The 19,538-nt window shown below is 61.8% G+C and carries 15 protein-coding genes; 12 read left to right on the top strand and 3 right to left on the bottom strand.

The window, feature by feature from the left end; genetic code table 11:
• Positions 1-58 precede the first annotated feature (58 nt).
• A complete protein-coding gene (locus B0D71_RS30715) occupies positions 59-1,309 on the top strand; it encodes an OprD family porin (RefSeq protein WP_103398028.1) in 1,251 nt (416 codons plus the stop codon).
• A 102-nt stretch (positions 1,310-1,411) separates the two neighbouring features.
• Here B0D71_RS30715 and B0D71_RS30710 read toward each other — a convergent pair whose 3' ends face one another.
• Positions 1,412-2,743 (bottom strand): IS4 family transposase, encoded by a 1,332-nt coding sequence (locus B0D71_RS30710; RefSeq protein WP_103394672.1) that lies wholly within the window; start codon positions 2,741-2,743, stop codon positions 1,412-1,414.
• Between the two features lie 290 nt (positions 2,744-3,033).
• Between B0D71_RS30710 and B0D71_RS30705 the strand changes: the two genes are divergently transcribed.
• The 8 genes from B0D71_RS30705 to B0D71_RS30670 all read left to right on the top strand — a co-directional run bounded on the left by B0D71_RS30705 (position 3,034) and on the right by B0D71_RS30670 (position 12,454).
• A complete protein-coding gene (locus B0D71_RS30705; protein ID WP_103398014.1) occupies positions 3,034-4,734 on the top strand; it encodes an AMP-binding protein in 1,701 nt (566 codons plus the stop codon).
• Positions 4,735-4,839: 105 nt separating this feature from the next.
• On the top strand, positions 4,840-6,348 hold the full coding sequence (locus B0D71_RS30700; RefSeq protein WP_103398013.1) for a CoA-acylating methylmalonate-semialdehyde dehydrogenase: 1,509 nt from the start codon (positions 4,840-4,842) through the stop codon (positions 6,346-6,348).
• An 88-nt stretch (positions 6,349-6,436) separates the two neighbouring features.
• The gene (gene mmsB, locus B0D71_RS30695) at positions 6,437-7,327 is read left to right on the top strand and encodes a 3-hydroxyisobutyrate dehydrogenase (protein WP_103398012.1); all 891 of its coding nucleotides are present in this window, start codon (positions 6,437-6,439) and stop codon (positions 7,325-7,327) included.
• Between the two features lie 2 nt (positions 7,328-7,329).
• Positions 7,330-8,418, top strand: coding sequence for an enoyl-CoA hydratase/isomerase family protein (locus B0D71_RS30690; protein WP_103398011.1), 1,089 nt, complete (start codon positions 7,330-7,332; stop codon positions 8,416-8,418).
• Between the two features lie 18 nt (positions 8,419-8,436).
• The gene (locus tag B0D71_RS30685; RefSeq protein WP_103398010.1) at positions 8,437-9,588 is read left to right on the top strand and encodes an acyl-CoA dehydrogenase family protein; all 1,152 of its coding nucleotides are present in this window, start codon (positions 8,437-8,439) and stop codon (positions 9,586-9,588) included.
• Between the two features lie 66 nt (positions 9,589-9,654).
• Positions 9,655-11,283: a methyl-accepting chemotaxis protein gene (locus tag B0D71_RS30680; protein ID WP_103398009.1), complete on the top strand. Its 1,629-nt coding sequence runs from the start codon at positions 9,655-9,657 to the stop codon at positions 11,281-11,283.
• Positions 11,280-11,972 (top strand): TetR/AcrR family transcriptional regulator, encoded by a 693-nt coding sequence (locus B0D71_RS30675; RefSeq protein WP_103398008.1) that lies wholly within the window; start codon positions 11,280-11,282, stop codon positions 11,970-11,972. The genes B0D71_RS30680 and B0D71_RS30675 overlap by 4 nt, the downstream gene beginning before the upstream one ends.
• Before the next feature lie 179 nt (positions 11,973-12,151).
• Positions 12,152-12,454, top strand: coding sequence for a serine hydrolase domain-containing protein (locus tag B0D71_RS30670; RefSeq protein WP_240635745.1), 303 nt, complete (start codon positions 12,152-12,154; stop codon positions 12,452-12,454).
• A gap of 239 nt (positions 12,455-12,693) precedes the next feature.
• Here the strand turns inward: B0D71_RS30670 and B0D71_RS30660 are convergent, their stop codons facing one another.
• On the bottom strand, positions 12,694-13,410 hold the full coding sequence (locus B0D71_RS30660; protein WP_103398007.1) for a class I SAM-dependent methyltransferase: 717 nt from the start codon (positions 13,408-13,410) through the stop codon (positions 12,694-12,696).
• Between the two features lie 223 nt (positions 13,411-13,633).
• Between B0D71_RS30660 and B0D71_RS30655 the strand changes: the two genes are divergently transcribed.
• Positions 13,634-14,263 (top strand): dihydrofolate reductase family protein, encoded by a 630-nt coding sequence (locus B0D71_RS30655; RefSeq protein ID WP_103398006.1) that lies wholly within the window; start codon positions 13,634-13,636, stop codon positions 14,261-14,263.
• 221 nt (positions 14,264-14,484) lie between these two features.
• Positions 14,485-15,273: a glycosyltransferase family 2 protein gene (locus tag B0D71_RS30650; protein WP_103398005.1), complete on the top strand. Its 789-nt coding sequence runs from the start codon at positions 14,485-14,487 to the stop codon at positions 15,271-15,273.
• 399 nt (positions 15,274-15,672) lie between these two features.
• On the opposite strand, the gene mqo is transcribed toward B0D71_RS30650, so the two are convergent.
• On the bottom strand, positions 15,673-17,319 hold the full coding sequence (gene mqo / locus B0D71_RS30645; protein ID WP_103398004.1) for a malate dehydrogenase (quinone): 1,647 nt from the start codon (positions 17,317-17,319) through the stop codon (positions 15,673-15,675).
• A gap of 445 nt (positions 17,320-17,764) precedes the next feature.
• Between mqo and ilvD the strand changes: the two genes are divergently transcribed.
• Positions 17,765-19,447, top strand: a complete 1,683-nt coding sequence (gene ilvD / locus B0D71_RS30635; RefSeq protein WP_103398002.1) for a dihydroxy-acid dehydratase — start codon at positions 17,765-17,767, stop codon at positions 19,445-19,447.
• Positions 19,448-19,538 lie beyond the last annotated feature (91 nt).

Raw genomic sequence — 19,538 nt, 5'->3', positions numbered from 1 at the left:
CCAACGCCAAATGGCGCGGGAGCGGCTCGTCGACAACAAAAACAACAAAAGGCATCCAATGAAACCCACCACCCTCACTCTGTTCCTGGCCGGCAGCGGCCTCGCTGCACAGGCTCACGCCGACTTCCTGGCAGACAGCACGGCCAGGCTGGAAACGCGCAACTTTTACTTCAACCGCGACTACCGCCAGGCAAATGCCGCCCAGTCCAAGCAGGAAGAATGGGCCCAGGGCTTCCTGCTGCGCTACGAATCCGGTTATACCGACGGCATGATCGGCGTCGGTATCGATGCCCTCGGCCAGCTCGGCATCAAGCTCGACTCCAGCCCCGATCGCGCCGGCTCCGGCCTGCTCAAGCGCGATAACGAGCCGCCCAGGCGCGCCAAGGACGAGTATGGCGAACTGGGCCTGACGGCCAAGTTCAAAGCATCCAACAGCGTGCTCAAGCTCGGCACCCTGGCCCCGAAGTTGCCGGTACTGCTGGCCAATGACTCGCGCCTGTTGCCGCAAACCTTTCGCGGTGGCCAGTTGAACGTTCAGGAAATCAAAGGCCTGAGTTTCGATGCGGGGCGCGTGGATCGGGTCAACCAGCGCGACTCCTCGGACTACGAGAAAATGGCGATCACTACCACCGGCGCCAAGGGCATTGTCAGTGGCCAGGCCCGCAGCGACGCCTTCAATTTCGCCGGCCTGGCCTACCAGTGGAACGACCGGCTGAACACGGGCTACAACTATGGCGGCCTGGACGACTTCTATCACCAGCACCAGTTCAGCCTGGTCCACGTGCTGCCGCTGGGCGCAGGCCAGACGCTCAAGAGCGACCTGCGCTACGCCCGCTCCACCGACGATGGCAACAGCAACATCGACAACAACGCCTTCGGCGCCCTGTTCACCTATACCCTCGGCGGTCATGCCTTCGGTCTCGGCTACCAACGCATGAGCGGCGACACCGGCTTTGCCTACGTCAATGGCAGCGACGCCTACCTGGTCAACTTCGTGCAAATCAACGACTTCGCCAACAAGGACGAGCGTTCCTGGCAGGCGCGCTACGACTACAACTTCGCGGCGCTCGGCATTCCCGGCCTGACCTTCATGACCCGCTACTTATCTGGCGACAGCATCGACCTGGGCGTCGGCAAGCCCGACGGCCACGAATGGGAGCGCGACACCGACATCGGCTACGTGGTGCAGAGCGGCCCGCTGAAAAACATCGGTCTGAAATGGCGCAACGCTACGGTGCGCACCGCTCACTTCGGTAGTGACCTCAACGAGAACCGCCTGATCCTCAGCTATACCCTGGCGCTCTGGTAAGGACCCGCACAAGGCGGGCGCTGCTTGCATCGTTTGACGGTGCGGGCAGCGCCCGCCTTGTGCATTTTGTCGATTAAACCGTGCCGCAGGCCTTAATGCCAGTCAGTTAAGCTGACTGGCATTTTTATTTCTGATCGGATACTTCGGCGATTTGAGCCGGATGGCGCGAGGATAAATACGCTCCTCTCGCCGATGAGGCAGGACATAGTGCAGGGCTGAGGCATGAAGCTCGCCCAGGTACTTGGGGATGTTCCCGGAGCGGTCGGCCGAGACACTGTTGATAAACCCTAAAATCGCCCAGGTACACGCGCTAAAACTCATTTCACACGGGTAAATACCTGGACAGTGACGGCTCATTTCCACCATCTGATAGCGCAACAAGTTGTAGCCCAGCAACACCCCCCACAGTTCCTGCTCGATCATCTCGGGTGTCTTGCTGCGCAGCGTATAGCTGCTGTTAAGCAGCGTCTGTTTCATCTCGCGAAACCCTAATTCGATCTCCCATCGCTGGCTGTACAGGTCGACGATTTCGTCGGACGGAAAGCGCAGCGGGTCGGCCATCGACGTCAGGATCTGACACACCTTGCCCTTGACGGTTTTGCTCAGGAGTCGCGCAGTCAGGCGCTCGGGCAGCCCCGGCCATTGTTTGCGGGCTTGCGGCGAAGTACTTAACAAGACAACCGCATCCTGGCGCCCCAAACGCTGAACCACTTCGTACTGCGTGCCTTTTTTCAGTGGCATCAGCCAATGCCGCTCGGTGCCTGCTTGCTGCCATTGGTGCAGCAAACCCAAGGAGTAAAAGCCTCGATCGAACAGGGTCAACGAGTGATCGGGCGTGGTGTCGATCAGTTGTTCGGCCAGCTTCATTTCGTTGCTGCGATAGCCATCAAACGCACTGCCGATCAGCATGTGGCTGGTCAATTCCATTTGGCAGACCATGCGCACCTGAGGAAAGCCAGTGTCGCCATGCTGATTGCTGGCCGAGTCGTAGCGCGCCCGATTTTCCGGGGTATCCGGTGTTCGCCAGACCACACCGTCGACGCCCAGCAAACGCAAGCCGGCCCAAGTTGGGTGATCCACGGCCTCATGCCAACTTTTCTGAGTCAGATGGAAGACCTGTCGAACAGCCTCGCAGCCCAACCGCTGACGGGCTTGAACCACAGCGCTGGGTGCCACCAGCGGACGTTGGCCCGGCAGCATGATGTTCATGCGGCTGACCACATCCCATGCCGACATGCGTCGAAAGAAGGCCATGGAAATCACGCACCAGAGCATCATTTCCAGCGGCAAACGCCGCTTGCGCAGGGTCGCCACACCGGCCTGTTCAAGGGCCAGCTCGACCAAAGACGGATCGAGTAAAGAATCCAGTCCCTCGATTGAATTGGGAGTGGAGGCGATGTTGTGGGTCAGTTCCAGGGCCCGAGCGAGACGCATAAAAAAATCCGATGCCAGTACAGGCATCGGATTTTGATTTCTTGCGGCCAAAGGTCAAGCGAGAAGGCTTAACTGATCGGCATTAGCCGCAGGCCTATGCTTTTTTGCACAACATACGGGATTTTTTGAGCATTCTTATTTGATTTATGCCTGCCTATACTCGGTTCAACCGCCTGGCCATGAACCCGGTCAGTCCCAATAAAAATAAACAGGGCACCCACCGTGAAGCCATCCTTGCTTGCCGTCGCCTCCCCAGTTTCAGGTACCCGCGCGCGTCTCGGGAGACTCCAATGAACAACTGCCAACCCTTCCTGGCCGCTCGTGACTTCCTGCTGGCCCACCGTACCGACTACGCCACCGCCGTGCGTGACTTCCGCTGGCCGCAGCTGAGCGAATTCAACTGGGCGCTGGATTACTTCGATGCCATGGCCGCGGGTAACCAGGCCAATGCCCTGTGGATCGTCGAAGAGGACGGCAGCGAACAACGCTACAGCTTCCAGCAACTGGCCGCGCGTTCCAACCAGGTAGCCAATCACCTGCGTGCCCTCGGTGTGCGCCGCGGGGAACGCATCCTGCTGATGCTCGGTAACGATGTCGCCCTGTGGGAAACCATGCTGGCCGCCTTCAAACTCGGTGCCGTCGTCATTCCCGCTACCGCGCTGCTGACCCCTGATGACCTGCGCGACCGCATAGAGCGTGGCCATGTTCGCCACCTGGTCGTCGGCAGCGCCCATGTCGACAAGTTCGACGGGCTGGGTGAAGGCTGCAGCCGCATCTGCGTCGGTCCGTCCCCCGCCGGCTGGACCCCGCACAGCGCCGCCAGCGAGCATTCCGAGCAGTTCGAAACAGAGGGGCGCACGCTGGCCACCGACCCGATGCTGCTGTACTTCACCTCCGGCACCACCTCCAAGCCGAAGATGGTGCTGCACAGTCACCAGAGCTACCCGGTCGGCCACCTCTCGACCATGTACTGGATTGGCCTGCAGCCGGGCGACCTGCACCTGAACATTTCGTCCCCGGGCTGGGCCAAGCACGCCTGGAGCTGCCTCTTCGCACCGTGGAATGCCGGGGCCTGCATCTTTATCCACAACACCGCACGCTTCAGCGCGCCAGCCCTGCTCGACGTGCTGGAGCGCTACGGCGTCACCAGCCTGTGCGCGCCGCCTACCGTGTGGCGCATGCTGATCCAGGAAGACCTGGCCAGTTACAAGACCCGCCTGCGCCTGCGCGAACTGGTGGGCGCCGGTGAGCCGCTCAACCCGGAAATCATCGAGCAAATCCTGCATGCCTGGGGCCTGTTGCTGCGCGACGGCTTCGGCCAGTCGGAAACCACCGCACTGGTCGGCAACACACCTGGCCAGCGGCTCAAGCCGGGCTCCATGGGCCGTCCGCTGCCGGGCTACCGGGTGACCATGCTCGACCCCGATGGCGTGCCGGGTAACGAAGGCGAAGTGGCCCTGCCACTGGACGTCCGTCCACTCGGCCTGATGCTGTGCTACGAGGACAGCCCGGAGAAGACCGCCGAAGTGATGCGCGACGGCTACTACCGCACTGGCGACACCGCACAGATCGACGAAGAGGGCTACATCACCTTCGTCGGCCGTGCCGACGATGTGTTCAAGGCCTCCGACTACCGCATCAGCCCCTTCGAGCTGGAAAGCGCACTGATCGAGCACCCGGCCGTGATGGAAGTGGCCGTGGTGCCAAGCCCCGACCCGGTGCGCCTGGCAGTACCCAAGGCCTATCTGATCCTGGCCCATGACGCACAGGGCAGTCACGAACTGGCCGGCAGCATCCTCGCGTTCGCCCGCGAGCACCTGGCGCCCTACAAGCGGGTACGGCGCATCGAATTTGTCAGCGAGCTGCCCAAGACCATCTCCGGGAAGATCCGCCGGGTGGAACTGCGGCAAATGGAAGTGCAGCGTCGCCAGGGCGACGCACGTGGCCCGCAGGAATACTTCGAAGAAGACTTCCCGCAACTCAAGGGCTAACCCCCCGGGCCGGCACGCCGGCCCTTTCTAACCCAAACCCGACCGCTCGGCCAAACCACGCTGAGGGGCCTCATTCGACCTGAAAAAAGCAGGCAGGACCCGTAAATGACCTCTTCCACCATTCCCAGCGTCAAGCTTCTCATCAACGGCGAATTCGTCGAATCGCGCAGCACCCAGTGGCGCGACGTGGTCAACCCGGCCACCCAGGAAGTCCTGGCACGTGTCCCCTTCGCCACCGCCGAGGAAATGAACGCCGCCGTTGCCAGCGCCAAACAAGCCTTCAAGACCTGGCGCAAGACCCCCATCGGTGCACGTGCCCGTGTCTTCCTCAAGTACCAGCAGTTGATCCGCGAGAACATCAAGGAACTGGCTGCTCTGCTCACCGCCGAGCAAGGCAAGACCCTGCCTGATGCCGAGGGTGACGTGTTCCGCGGCCTGGAAGTGGTCGAGCATGCTGCCAGCATCGGCAATTTGCAGATGGGTGAATTGGCCAACAACGTGGCCAACGGCGTCGACACCTACACCCTGCTGCAGCCGCTTGGCGTGTGCGCCGGCATCACCCCGTTCAACTTCCCGGCAATGATCCCGCTGTGGATGTTCCCGATGGCCATTGCCACCGGCAACACCTTCGTCCTCAAGCCATCCGAGCAGGACCCGCTGGTGACCATGCGCCTGGTGGAACTGGCGCTGGAAGCCGGAGTACCCAAGGGCGTGCTCAACGTCATCCACGGCGGCGTCGACGCGGTGAACCTGATCTGCGATCACCCGGACATCAAGGCCGTGTCTTTCGTCGGCTCCACCAAGGTCGGCACCCACGTCTACAACCGCGCCACCCAGAACGGCAAGCGCGCGCAGTGCATGATGGGCGCGAAGAACCATGCCATCGTCCTGCCCGATGCCAACCGGCAGCAGACCCTGAACAACCTGCTGGGCGCCGCCTTCGGCGCTGCCGGCCAGCGCTGCATGGCCCTGCCAGTGGTGATCCTCGTCGGTGAAGCGCAAACCTGGCTGCCGGACCTGATCGAACGAACCAAGACCCTCAAGATCAATGGCGGCACCGAGCCGGGCACCGACATCGGCCCGGTGATTTCCTGCGCCGCCCTGGAGCGCGTCAACGGTCTGATCGCCAGTGGCATCGAAGAAGGCGCCAGGCTCGAACTGGATGGGCGCAACCCGAGCGTACCGGGCTACCAGGACGGCAACTTCGTCGGCCCGACCATTTTCTCCGGCGTCACCGCGCAAATGACCGTGTACCGCGAAGAAATCTTCGGCCCGGTGCTGTGCGTCATGCACGCCGCCAACCTGGACGAGGCGATCGAGATCATCAACGCCAACCCGAACGGCAACGGCACTGCCCTGTTCACCCGCTCCGGCGCTGCCGCGCGTCACTTCCAGGAAGAGATCGACGTCGGCCAGGTAGGCATCAACGTGCCAATCCCGGTACCGGTCCCGCTGTTCTCCTTCTCCGGTTCGCGTGCCTCCAAGCTGGGTGACCTGGGCCCCTACGGCAAACAAGTGGTGACCTTCTACACCCAGACCAAGACGATCACCCAGCGCTGGTTCGACGAGGACGACACCGGCGGCGCGGTGAACACCACCATCACCCTGAAATGACCTTTGCCGGCCGGCGCCTCGCGTCGGCCGACGACAAGCGCGCGCAGGATTGCCTGCGCCACTGCCCCCTATCGTAAAGGTAGCCAATATGCATATCGGATTTCTCGGCCTCGGCAACATGGGTGGCCCAATGGCCCGCAACCTGCTCAAGGCTGGCCACAGCCTGACCGTCTTCGATCCCTTCCCCCAGGCAGTCGCCGCCCTGGTGGAGGCTGGCGCCAGCGCCGCCGACTCCCCCGCCGCCGTGGCCAAGGCCAGGGTTGAGGTGATTATCACCATGCTGCCGACCGCCGAGCATGTGAAGCAGGTCTATCGCGGCAAGGACGGCCTGCTGGCCAATATCGGCCCCGGCGTGTTGTTGATCGACAGTTCGACCATCGACCCGCTGAGCACCCGCGAGGTGGCCAAATACGCCCTTGCCCAAGGCAACCCGATGCTCGACGCGCCGGTATCCGGCGGCACCGGCGGCGCGGCGGCAGGCACCCTGACCTTTATGGTCGGTGGCCCGGACAGCGTGTTCGACCAGGCCCTGCCGATCCTCTCGGCCATGGGCAAGAACATCGTGCACTGCGGCGCAGCAGGCAACGGCCAGGTGGCCAAGATCGCCAACAACATGCTGCTCGGCATCTCCATGGTCGGCGTCGCCGAAGCCATGGCCCTGGGTGTAGCCCTGGGGATGGACGCCAAGGTGCTGGCCGGGATCATCAATACCTCCACCGGTCGCTGCTGGAGTTCGGAGGTCAACAACCCGTTCCCGGGTGTGCTGGAAAACGCGCCGGCCTCACGCGGCTACAGCGGCGGCTTTGGCAGCGACCTGATGCTCAAGGACCTGGGCCTGGCCACCGAAGCGGCCAGGCACGCGCGTCAACCGGTAGCGCTCGGCGCTGTAGCCCAGCAGCTGTACCAGACCTTCAGCCTGCAAGGTAACGGCGGCCTGGACTTCTCCGCCATCATCAACCTGTTCCGCGGGGAAGCCTGAGCATGAGCGAGCAGCAAGCCCCGGTGCTGGCCAGCGTACGCAACCGTGTCGGCCACCTGACGCTGAATCGGCCAAGCGCGTTGAACACCCTGGACCTGCCCATGGTGCGTCTGCTTTGCCGGCACCTGTGGGCTTGGGAGCACGATCCGGAGATCGTCGCCGTGACCCTTCGCGGCGCCGGTGAAAAGGCCTTCTGCGCCGGTGGCGATATCCGCATGCTGTACGACAGCTACAAGGCCTGCGACAACCAGCATGAGCTGTTCCTCGAGGAGGAGTACGCCCTGGACGAGTACCTGCATGGCTACACCAAGCCAGTGCTGGCACTGCTGGATGGTTTCGTCCTCGGCGGCGGCATGGGCCTGGCCCAGGCCACCTCGTTGCGGGTGATCACCGAGCGCACGCGGATGGGCATGCCGGAAGTCGGCATCGGCTTTTTCCCGGATGTCGGTGGCAGCTATTTCCTGCCGCGCCTGCCAGGCGAACTGGGAACCTATCTGGGTATCACCGGCTGCCAGGTGCGTGCCGCCGATGCCCTCTATGCGAACCTTGCCGACTACTACCTGCCCAGCGAGCGGCTGGCCGAGCTGGATGCCTGTCTCGACTACCTGAACTGGACCGCTGCGCCCGACGAAGACTTGCAGGACCTGCTCGCCGACATGGCCACCGAGCGTCTTGCCGGGTCCGAGCTCAAGGCCTGTCGCCAGGCGATCGACGAATATTTCGCCTTGCCTGATGTTCCGGCCATTCGCGCTGCGCTGCAGCGCGAACAACGCCCAGAGCTGCAAGACTGGGCCGAACAGACAGTGAAGCTGCTCGACAGCCGCTCGCCATTGGCGATGGCCACGACGCTCGAGTTGTTGCGCCGTGGTCGCTACCTGAGCCTGGCCGAATGCTTCGCCCTTGAGTTGCACCTGGACTACCAGTGGTTCGACAAGGGCGACCTGATGGAAGGTGTGCGCGCCCTGATCATCGACAAGGACAAGTGCCCACGCTGGAACCCGCCAACCCTGACAGAGCTGGTACCTGCCCGGGTGCAAGCCTTCTTCAACGACTTTCAACGCGCCTCCGGCAAGCCCGTACTCACCGCCTGATCGGCAGGAGACTTTGCAATGCACGATATCGAATTGACCGAAGAACAACGCATGATCCGCGACATGGCGCGCGACTTCGCCCGCAGCGAAGTCGCGCCGCACGCCCAGGCCTGGGAGAAGGCCGGCTGGATCGATGACGCCGTGGTGGCGCAGATGGGCGAGCTGGGCCTGCTGGGCATGGTCGTACCGGACACCTGGGGCGGCAGCTATACCGACTATGTGGCCTACGCCCTGGCCGTTGAAGAAATCTCGGCCGGCGACGGTGCCCTTGGCGCGCTGATGAGCATCCACAATTCGGTGGGCTGCGGCCCCCTGCTGAAATACGGCACCCCCGCGCAACAGGACAGCTGGCTGCCGCTGCTGGCCAGTGGTCAAGCGATCGGCTGCTTCTGCCTCACCGAGCCACAGGCCGGCTCCGAAGCGCACAACCTGCGTACCCGTGCCGAACTGCGCGACGGCCAATGGGTACTCAATGGCGCCAAGCAGTTCGTCAGCAACGGCAAGCGCGCCAGGCTGGCCATCGTCTTCGCCGTCACCGATGCGGAACTGGGCAAAAAGGGGCTATCGGCCTTCCTGGTACCGACCGACAACCCCGGCTTCGTGGTCGACCGCAGCGAACACAAGATGGGCATCAAGGCCTCGGATACCTGCGCGGTGACCCTGAACGACTGCACCATCCCCGAGGCCAACCTGCTGGGTGAACGCGGCAAGGGCCTGGCCATTGCCCTGTCGAACCTTGAAGGCGGTCGCATCGGCATCGCCGCCCAGGCCCTGGGAATCGCCCGCGCCGCCTTCGAGGCAGCCCTGGGCTATGCCCGCGAACGCATCCAGTTCGGCAAGCCGATCATCGAGCACCAGAGCGTGTCCAATCTGCTCGCCGACATGCACACCCGGCTCAACGCCAGCCGCCTGATGGTCCTGCATGCGGCGCGCCTGAAAAGCGCCGGGCAACCGTGCCTGTCCGAAGCCTCCCAGGCCAAGCTGTTCGCCTCGGAAATGGCCGAACGCGTGTGCTCCAGCGCCATGCAGATCCATGGCGGCTACGGTTACCTGGAAGATTACCCGGTGGAACGCTACTACCGCGACGCGCGCATCACCCAGATCTACGAAGGCTCCAGCGAGGTCCAGCGCCTGTTGATCGCCCGCGAACTGAGCCACTACGCACTCTGACCCGCTCCAGCCGGACGCAACTGCCGCGTCCGGCTTTCACCTGCCTTCCCTCTCGCGGAGTTGCCCATGCCCGGCTTGCGCAATATTTCCATTAGCCGCCGTCTGTGGCTGATTTTGCTGACCTCCATCCTGATGCTGCTGATTCTCGCCGGCCTGATGCTCAAGCAGAGCCACGACGACCTTTATACGGCCAAGGCGCTGAAAACCCGCCACGTGGTCGAGACCGCCAGCGGCATCCTGCGCCACTTCCAAAGCCTGGAGGGCCAGGGCCTCAGTCGTGAGCAGGCGCAGCAGCAGGCCATCGCGGTCATGCGCGACTTGCGCTACGACCGCGAGGACTACTTCTGGCTCGAAGACCTCGACACGCGAATGGTCATGCACCCCAATGCCAGGCTCGAGGGCAAGCGCATGGCCGGTACGCTTGATCCGGACGGCAAGGCACTGTTCGACGAAATGGTCGCCACGGCCAAACGCGATGGCGCCGGCCTGGTGCACTACCGCTGGCCCAAGCCGGGTTCCGACGCGCCAGTGGAGAAGGTTTCCTACGTCGAACTGTTCAAGCCCTGGGGCTGGATTGTCGGCTCGGGCATCTACATCGACGACGTGCAAGCCGAGTTCCGCCGCCAGCTGCTTCAGGCTTTCGTCATATTGGTGACGATCGCCCTGCTGCTCAGTGCGCTGATCCTGCTGATTGCTCGCAGCATCGCCTCGCCACTGGCGCGGGTGGTCGATGCCATGAAGAACATCGCCAGCGGCGAGGCCGACCTGACCCGCCGTCTGGATAACCGCTGGCGCGATGAGCTGACAGACTTGAGCGGCCATTTCAACGTGTTCACCAACAACCTGCGTGGGGTGATCGGCCAATCCATACAGTCCGCTGACAGCCTCGACCAGGCGTCGAAGTCGCTGGGTGAAATCGCCGCCGATAGCCAGAACCACAGCCAGCAGCAATCGCAGCAGATGGAGCTGGTAGCCGCCGCCATCCATGAGGTTTCCTACGCCGTGCAGGAAGTGGCGAAGAACGCCGAGCACGCGGCCAACGAAGTGCGCCAGGCCGAAGAGCAGGCACGCCGGGGCCAACACAATATCGACAGTAGCTTGCTCCAGATCGACCAGTTGTCCGATACCATCGGCCAGGCCGTCGAGGTGATCCAGAGCCTGGCCCGGGAAAGCACCCAGATCGGCAGCGTGCTGGAAGTGATCCGCGCCATCGCCGAACAGACCAACCTGCTCGCGCTGAACGCTGCCATCGAGGCGGCGCGAGCTGGCGAACAGGGTCGCGGCTTCGCTGTAGTAGCAGACGAAGTGCGCCTGCTGGCCCAGCGTACCCAGCAGTCCACCGCGCAAATCCAGGACATGATCGAGCGCCTGCACGGCAACTCGCAAGCCGCAGTGGATGTCATCAATGCCAGCAGCCAGGCCGCTCGACAAACCGTGGAACAGGCCCACCAAACGGCTGAAAGCCTGCACCAGGTACTCGGCGCGCTGCGCAATGTCACTGAACTGAACGCCTCGATCGCCAGCGCCACTCTTGAGCAGTCACACGTGGTCGAAGACATCAACCAGAATGTGACCCGCGCAGCCTCTCTGGCCCACGAAAATGCCCAGGCAGCAGACCGGTCCAACGAGGCGAGCCAGGAACTGGGCCAACTTGCGGGTCAGCTCAATCGGCTTTTGGGGCAGTTTCGCGTATGAGGTGGATGAGCAACATGCAGCCCTCCAAATCCCTTTTTGCCGTACCTGTCGACGAAGAGCGCAACACGCGCTACCTGGAAACGCGGCACAAGGCGGTCGAACTGTTCGCCAGGCATGGTTTCAGCCGCGTCAGCATGCGCGACCTGGCCACTTGCCTGGGAATCACGGCCGGCTCCCTCTACAACCACATCGAAAACAAGGAGGCACTGCTGTTTGAACTGATCGAGGAACTCTACGAAGCGTTGCTTGATGGCGTCAGCCTGGTGACCCGGCGCAAATCCGCCCCCACTGCACGCCTGCACGGCCTGCTTGAGGCGCACCTGCGGCTCCACGAGCGCATGGCCGCGCATTTCCGCCTGGCTGAGTACGACCTCCATTGTTTGAGCGGCGAACAGCAAGCCTTGATTCTGACCCTGCGCCGACGCTATGAAGAGCATCTGCTGGAGGCCATAGAGCAACTCACCGGTAAACCGGCTGGCGCCACCCGGCGCGCGACTGTAAGCAGCGTCGTGTCCCTGCTCAATCAACTACCGGCCTGGGTCGGGGAGCCCCGGGCCGGCATTGGAGCACGCCGCAAACTGCTGCATGAGATGGTGATGGGGACTCTGCAGGGTGCCTTGCGGGCAACCGAGGCCACCGACCTGGCGGCAGTCGCTCGCGTATCGCCCACCTCCTCGGCACTTAAATAAGTACCTGATTCCGACACCCTTTGCCGGCAGCCGACAAACCCTCGGATTTTATTTTTTTACTCTCCATTGGCCCCGATGTTCAACGCTTCACGTCGGGCCAATCAGTCCTGCCACTGCACACCCGCACCCTAAGTTCCAGCTACGCGGACGAGGGGCCGGGTGTAAGGAGAATAAAAATAATGAATCCAGGTTTCACTTCATCACTCAACCACCTGCTCGATGCTGCCACGGCTGGACCGCAGCGCGTTCCGGGCGTAGTCGCAGCCATAGTCGGGCGCGACGGCCTCGTCTATGAGGGTGCATCAGGCCAACGGACGCTCGGTCAAGCCCCTGCAATGACGACCGACAGTGTTTTCGCAATGTTGTCCACGTCGAAAGCGATCACCGCCACGGCGGTGCTTCAGCTATTCGAGGAGGGCCGACTGGATCTCGATGCGCCTGCCAGGAACTATGTGCCGATGATTGGCGAACTGCAGGTGTAGGGGCCGGCTTGCTGGCGATGGTCGTTAACGATAACGCGTGTGAACCGGATAAGGGCGGTGTGACCTTGACCACCACCCACCAACTGATTGCCGAACTGGCTGGGCGACTCCGGAAGGTGGGCACTTGGTACAGGTGCTGGTGGAAGCGCTTCAAGGTTAAAACGCTTGCATGGCAACAGACTGAACCTCGACATGAGGGTCAGTCTGACCAGGCGGCGAGCACGAGACATCGGTCACCTTCAGCCAGTCTTGCACGTCAGCCAGGCTCCCCAGAAAAGGCTGCTGAAGAAACGCGTGGCGTCTGTGAATCCGCAGTCGTGCAATAGCGTTTGCACCGCCGCCTCGGAATGTGGGGGATCGGCGCCTTGAAGAATTTTCCCAAGCTTGATCTTCACCTCGTCCGGGCTGGCTCCATGCTGGCGCCACCGTTGCCCCCAGGCCGCAAGCAACAGCGGTTGGCTGGCATAGGCATAGTGATTTCCCGCCACAATCAACGGGGCGCCGGGCTTCAGACGGGCACGAACCGAGCGTAGTAGTTCGCGCTTGGCGTCATCGCCCGGCAGATGATGGAGTACACCGATCAAGGTCGCCGCGTCGAATGACTCATCGGCCGGCAGGTCTTCAACAGGCCCAAGATGCACGTCCGTTCTGTCCAGCAGGTCGTTTGCCTGTAACTGCTGTGTCGCGGCTTCCAGCATCGGCGCGGAAGGGTCAACGGCCATGAAGCGCCAATTGGGCTCCAGCTTGGCCATCGCAATGATTTCCCTGGCCGTACCACCCGCGCCAACGGCCAGTACGTTGGCCGAAGGCGTGTTGCCCAGGTTTGCCGCCAGCATGCACGCGGCAAGGTCGTGGCAGGCGTCATACCCTGCCAACGCAATACGGCTCTGCTGTGCGTACTCGTTGGCCCGGGAGGTATCAAATTTTTCAGCTGTTTGGGTAGAGGATGATTTCACGGCGGTTCTCCATGTCCTCAAATCAAACTACGCCCCCCAAACCGATAATAAAAATTCATTAATTTTATGCAATGCATTCCCCAAAGGAATAAAACCCGCGCAGCTTGCTGTCGATTTCACGGCGTCTGGTTCGACTATCTTTCAGGGAACGGTCTCAAGGTGTCGCAGACTTCCCTGCCTTAACCCTTAACCCTTAAACCAGAACCCCTATCAGGAGAAGAACATGCGCACACTCACCGTTGCCGCGTTCGTGAGTCTGGACGGCGTCATGCAAGCGCCCGGCGGTCCTGAAGAGGACACCAGTGGCGGGTTCCGCTTCGGTGGCTGGATAGTGCCCTACGCCGACACAACCACCGGCCAGGCCGTACAGGACCTGTTCTCCCAGCCGTTCGAGCTGCTGCTGGGGCGTCGTACCTACGACATCTTCGCCGCCTATTGGCCGCACATTCGGGCCGACTCAACCAACCACAGCATCGCCGACCTGTTCAACGGCGTACCCAAGCATGTGGCTACCCATCGCGGCGATTCGCTGGAGTGGCAGAACAGTCATGCGCTGGAGGGCAACCTGATCGACGCGATCAGCGCGCTCAAGCGCCAGGACGGTCCCCGGCTACTGACCCAAGGCAGCGGCGACCTGGTGCGCCAACTACTTGCCGCCGGCCTGGTGGACGAGTTACGGCTGATGATTCACCCCATCCTGCTGGGGCGCGGCAAGCGCCTGTTCGACGACAACGCACAGGCATCGGCCTACACGCTGGAGAACTCAATCAGCACACCCGGTGGTGTGCTGATCGCCCGCTACCTGCGCAGCGGCGAAGTGCGCACAGGCACGTTCGAAGGCGTCCGGCAGTAACCCGTTAAAGGGGTGCCTTAGGCCAACTGCATCAACTTCGCATAGGCCTGCAGATGGTGATCGTCGTCGCCAAACTGACGCGCGACCATCAGCGGATGCAGTCCAACGGGAGTAAGCTCCCTCGCCACATCCAGGGCTATGTCGTAAATGTGTGAAATTAAGCTTGGGCTAAGGTTGCCTCTTTAATCTTCAATGCTTTCGGGTAGTCGAGCATTTCGAAGATGGCAAAACCTCCGTTCAGCATCGTTCTGGTGAATTACAAAACCCTTGACCTGACCAGGATCTGCCTGGACCTGTTACGCGAGCCTGCACGAAAAGCCGGAATCCCGGTCTGGGTGGTCGATAACGATTCGGCGGACGCCAGCATCGAGTATTTGCGCTCACTGGACTGGATCAACCTGATCGAACGCGATGCCCCCAGCAAAGAGCCGGGCCACATCGCCCATGGCAAGGCGCTGGACATGGCGCTGGCCAGGGTCAACACCGATCACCTGTTCCTGATGCACACCGACACGTTCGTCTTCGACGCCAACGTCTTTGCAATGATGATGGACCACTGCTCAAGGGATCGAAAAGTCATCGCGGTCGGCTGCACCGAGCAACTCAATCGCGGGTTGCCAAGGACCGTCTGGCGCTTCACTTCGCGCTTCGCCAAGCACCATTTCCGCCGCCTGAAACGGTCCCTGGGCCTGCGCTCGAAAGAACCGAAGCCCTACACCGAGACTTACCTGAAAAGTTTCTGCACCCTATGGAATTGCAGGCTGATGAAGCAACAGGGCCTGCATTTCCAAATCGACGATCGTGTGCCCGGTTATGAGCTGCAAGACCGCGTGATCGGGCTTGGCTACAAAGTCGTGTTTCTATCGCCCGGCAAAATCTTCAAGTATCTGGATCACGTCCAGGCCGGAACCGTTGCCGCCGCGGGTGGATATGGCCAGGGTCATCGGCGGACAAAGATGTACCAGGACATTCTCAAACGCTTCAGCGCAGCCAATACCTCGATGTCTTGAACAAGCCGCACGCACAAAAAAGCCGGGGCCTTTGGATGTGGTCACGGTCCCTTGTAGGAGCCAGCTTGCTGGCGATGGTCGTTAACGATAACGCGTGAAAATTGGATAACCGCGCTGCCTTGGAGATTTTCGCGAGCAGGCTCGCTCCTACAGGGGATCAGGTGTATTTCGAGGGCAGTCATTGGCGGTCACGGTCCCTTGTAGGAGCCAGCTTGCTGGCGATGGTCGTCAACGATAACGCGTGAAAACTGGATAAACGCGATGCACTTGGGTCCATCGCCAGCAAGCCGGCTCCTACAGGTATTGCGTTATCTGTCTTTCCCGGGATGGCGTGAAGAACCATAAAAAAGCCCACTGACCGTTGCCGGTTCAGTGGGCTTTTTCGTATCAGGCGTCTGGTTACAGAGCCATATCACTCGCAGCACTAGCCTTCGGCGCTTTCGCATCCGTATCGACAGTCACTGGCTTCACAGCCGGCGCGATCACCGCTGGTGGCGGAGTCAGTTCCAGCACCTTGGCGGTGTAGGCCCACTCCTCGGCAACCTTCTCGGGACTGCCGTTCAGCTGGGTGCCGTAGCTCGGCACGATCTGGTGCAGTTTTGCCTGCCACTCAGGGGTCGCGACCTTGTCCTTGAACACTTTCTGCAGCACGGTCAGCATGATCGGTGCGGCGGTCGATGCGCCTGGGGAGGCGCCCAGCAGGCCGGCGATGGTGCCGTCTTGCGAAGCGACGATTTCGGTGCCCAGTTTCAGCACGCCACCGGCGGCTTCGTCACGCTTGATGATCTGCACGCGCTGGCCGGCTTGCCACAGGCGCCAGTCTTCAGCCTTGGCGTTCGGGAAGTATTCTTTCAGGGCGTTCATGCGGTCTTCGTCAGACAACATCAACTGGCCTGCAAGGTACTCGACCAGCGGGTATTCCTTGATGCCGACCTTGGTCATTGGCCACACGTTGTGCGTGGTGGTGGTGGTCAGCAGGTCCAGGTACGAACCTTCTTTGAGGAACTTGGTGCTGAAGGTCGCGAATGGGCCAAACAGGATCACGCGCTTGCCGTCCAGCACGCGGGTGTCCAGGTGCGGAACGGACATCGGCGGTGCGCCTACGGAGGCTTTACCGTAGGCCTTGGCCAGGTGTTGCTCGGCGATGGTCGGGTTCTCGGTCACGAGGAACGAGCCACCTACCGGGAAGCCTGCGTATTCCTTGGCTTCAGGAATGCCGGACTTCTGCAGCAGGTGCAGGGCACCGCCGCCGGCGCCGATGAACACGAACTTGGCGTCGGTTTCGGTTTTGCTGCCGTCTTTCAGGTTCTTGTAGCTGACGCGCCAGCTGCCGTCTTCGTTCTTGGTGATGTCCTGCACTTCGCTGGACAGCTTCAAGTCGAACTTCGGCGTGGTTTGCAGGTGCGCAACGAACTGACGCGTGATTTCGCCGAAGTTCACGTCGGTGCCGATCGGGCTCCAGGTGGCCGCGATTTTCTGGTTCGGGTCACGCCCTTCCATCATCAGCGGCACCCACTGCTTGATCACGGCCGGGTCTTCGGAGTACTGCATGCCGGCGAACAGCGGGCTCGCTTGCAGGGCGTCGTAGCGTTTTTTCAGGAACTTGATGTTGTCATCGCCCCACACGAAGCTCATGTGCGGAGTGGAGTTGATGAACGAACGCGGGTTCTTCAGCACGCCTTGCTGAACCTGCCAGGCCCAGAACTGGCGGGAGATCTGGAAGGCTTCGTTGATTTCAACGGCCTTCGGGATCGACACCTTGCCGTTCTCGTCTTCCGGGGTGTAGTTCAGCTCGGCCAGGGCGGAGTGGCCGGTACCGGCGTTGTTCCAGCCGTTGGAGCTTTCCTGGGCGACGCCATCGAGGCGCTCGATCATCTGCATCGAGGTAGCAGGCTCCAGCTCATTGAGCCAGACACCCAGGGTCGCGCTCATGATGCCGCCGCCGATCAGCAGCACATCGACTTTCTTTGTCTCTTCCGCATGGACGGAAGTCATCCCCATCGACAAAGCCAGCCCCAGCAGGGCCGTGTTCACTTTCTTAAACATCTGTAGCACCTATGATAAAACGCCATCCGCCCTTCCATCCTCATGCGCACAGCCCCATGTTTCACGGCAGTCACGGGTGCGGCACTCAAGGATTGCAGGGTGGGCACACAAGGCCGACGAACTGCATCGACCCCAGTTTAATGTCCCTTCTGAACTGACTTTTTATCTTTATTGGCTTCAGCTTCTTGAGCGACAGTGATTCGGTCGGCACGTCTTGAGGACATGCAAACAGAATAGGTCAAACCAAGTTGGCGCGAAGAATATCACGACAAGGCTTACCCGCGCGTCTGTTCCCGACTTGTAGGAGCCGGCTTGCCGGCGATGGCGGTCTTGGGCCTTGCATCGTTCGTTCGGGCGCCATCGCTGGCAAGCCTGCTCCTACAGGCTCCGGCGTAGGGGCGACTATACTCATCGGGTTTCCCTGGTGAGGCATTGAGGAATTGTCATGAGCGACAAAGACGATCTGCGCAAGTACTCCTCTCAAGTGATCGACGGCGTGGAAGCCGCCCCCGCACGCGCCATGCTACGGGCCGTGGGCTTTACCGATGCAGACTTCAGCAAGCCGCAGGTCGGCATCGCCTCGACCTGGGCCATGGTCACGCCCTGCAACATGCACATCGACAAGCTGGCGCTCGAAGCCGAAAAAGGCGCGAATGCCGCAGGCGCCAAGGGCGTGATCTTCAACACCATTACCATTTCCGACGGCATCGCCAACGGCACCGAAGGCATGAAGTATTCGCTGGTGTCGCGCGAGGTGATCGCCGACTCCATTGAAGTGGTGGTCGGTTGCGAGGGATTCGACGGCCTGGTGACCATCGGCGGCTGCGACAAGAACATGCCGGGCTGCCTGATCGGCATGGCGCGGCTCAATCGCCCGTCGATCTTTGTCTATGGCGGCACCATCCAGCCGGGTGCGGGCCATACCGACATCATTTCCGTGTTCGAGGCCGTGGGCCAACACGCCCGGGGTGATATCAGCGAGATCCAGGTCAAGCAGATCGAGGAAGTGGCGATTCCCGGCCCCGGTTCCTGTGGCGGCATGTACACCGCCAACACCATGGCCTCGGCCATCGAGGCACTGGGCATGAGCCTGCCCGGCTCCAGCTCCCAGGACGCCATTGGCGGCGACAAGGCCTCGGACAGTTTCCGCGCCGGCCAGCAGGTCATGGAGCTGCTCAAGCTCGACCTCAAGCCTCGCGACATCATGACCCGCAAAGCCTTCGAGAATGCCATTCGCGTGGTGATCGCCCTCGCCGGCTCGACCAACGCCGTGCTGCATCTGTTGGCCATGGCCAATGCGGTGGATGTCGAACTGACCCTGGATGACTTCGTCGAACTGGGCAAGATTTCCCCGGTGGTCGCCGACCTGCGCCCCAGCGGCAAGTACATGATGAGCGAGCTGGTGGCCATTGGCGGCATTCAACCACTGATGAAACGCATGCTCGATGCCGGCATGTTGCACGGCGATGTGCTGACCGTCACCGGCCAGACCCTGGCGCAAAACCTCGCCAACGTGCCCGACTACCCGGCCGGCCAGGACGTGATCCGGCCGTTCGACCAACCGATCAAAAAGGATTCCCACCTGGTCATCCTGCGCGGCAACCTCTCGCCCACCGGCGCCGTGGCCAAGATCACCGGTAAGGAAGGCTTGCGCTTCGAAGGCACGGCCCGGGTCTATCACGGTGAGGAAGGTGCGCTGGCCGGCATTCTCAACGGCGAGGTGCAGCCCGGCGAAGTGATCGTGATCCGCTACGAAGGGCCCAAGGGCGGGCCTGGCATGCGCGAAATGCTCTCGCCGACGTCAGCGGTCATGGGCAAGGGGCTGGGCAAGGAGGTGGCGCTGATCACCGACGGGCGTTTTTCCGGAGGTTCCCACGGTTTCGTGGTCGGTCACATCACGCCGGAAGCCTTTGAGGGCGGGCCCATTGCGCTGATCGAGAACGGCGACAAAATCACGATCGACGCCGAAACCCGGCAGATCACCGTAGATGTCTCCGATGCCGTGCTGGCCGAGCGCAAGAGCCGCTGGGTGCGGCCGGAATCGAAATACAAGCGCGGAGTGCTGGCCAAGTATGCGAAGACGGTGTCCAGTGCCTCCGAAGGTGCGGTGACAGACAAATATCTTTAACCCCGACCTGTAGGAGCCGGCTTGCCGGCGATAGCGGTCTTGAGCCGTGCATCGATCTTTCGGGCGCCATCGCTGGCAAGCCAGCTCCTAC

This window comes from Pseudomonas laurylsulfativorans (genome assembly GCF_002906155.1).
Taxonomy (GTDB): Bacteria; Pseudomonadota; Gammaproteobacteria; order Pseudomonadales; family Pseudomonadaceae; genus Aquipseudomonas; species Aquipseudomonas laurylsulfativorans.
Note: the sequence above shows the minus strand (reverse complement) of the source record. Positions and strands in the feature narration are given on the sequence as shown.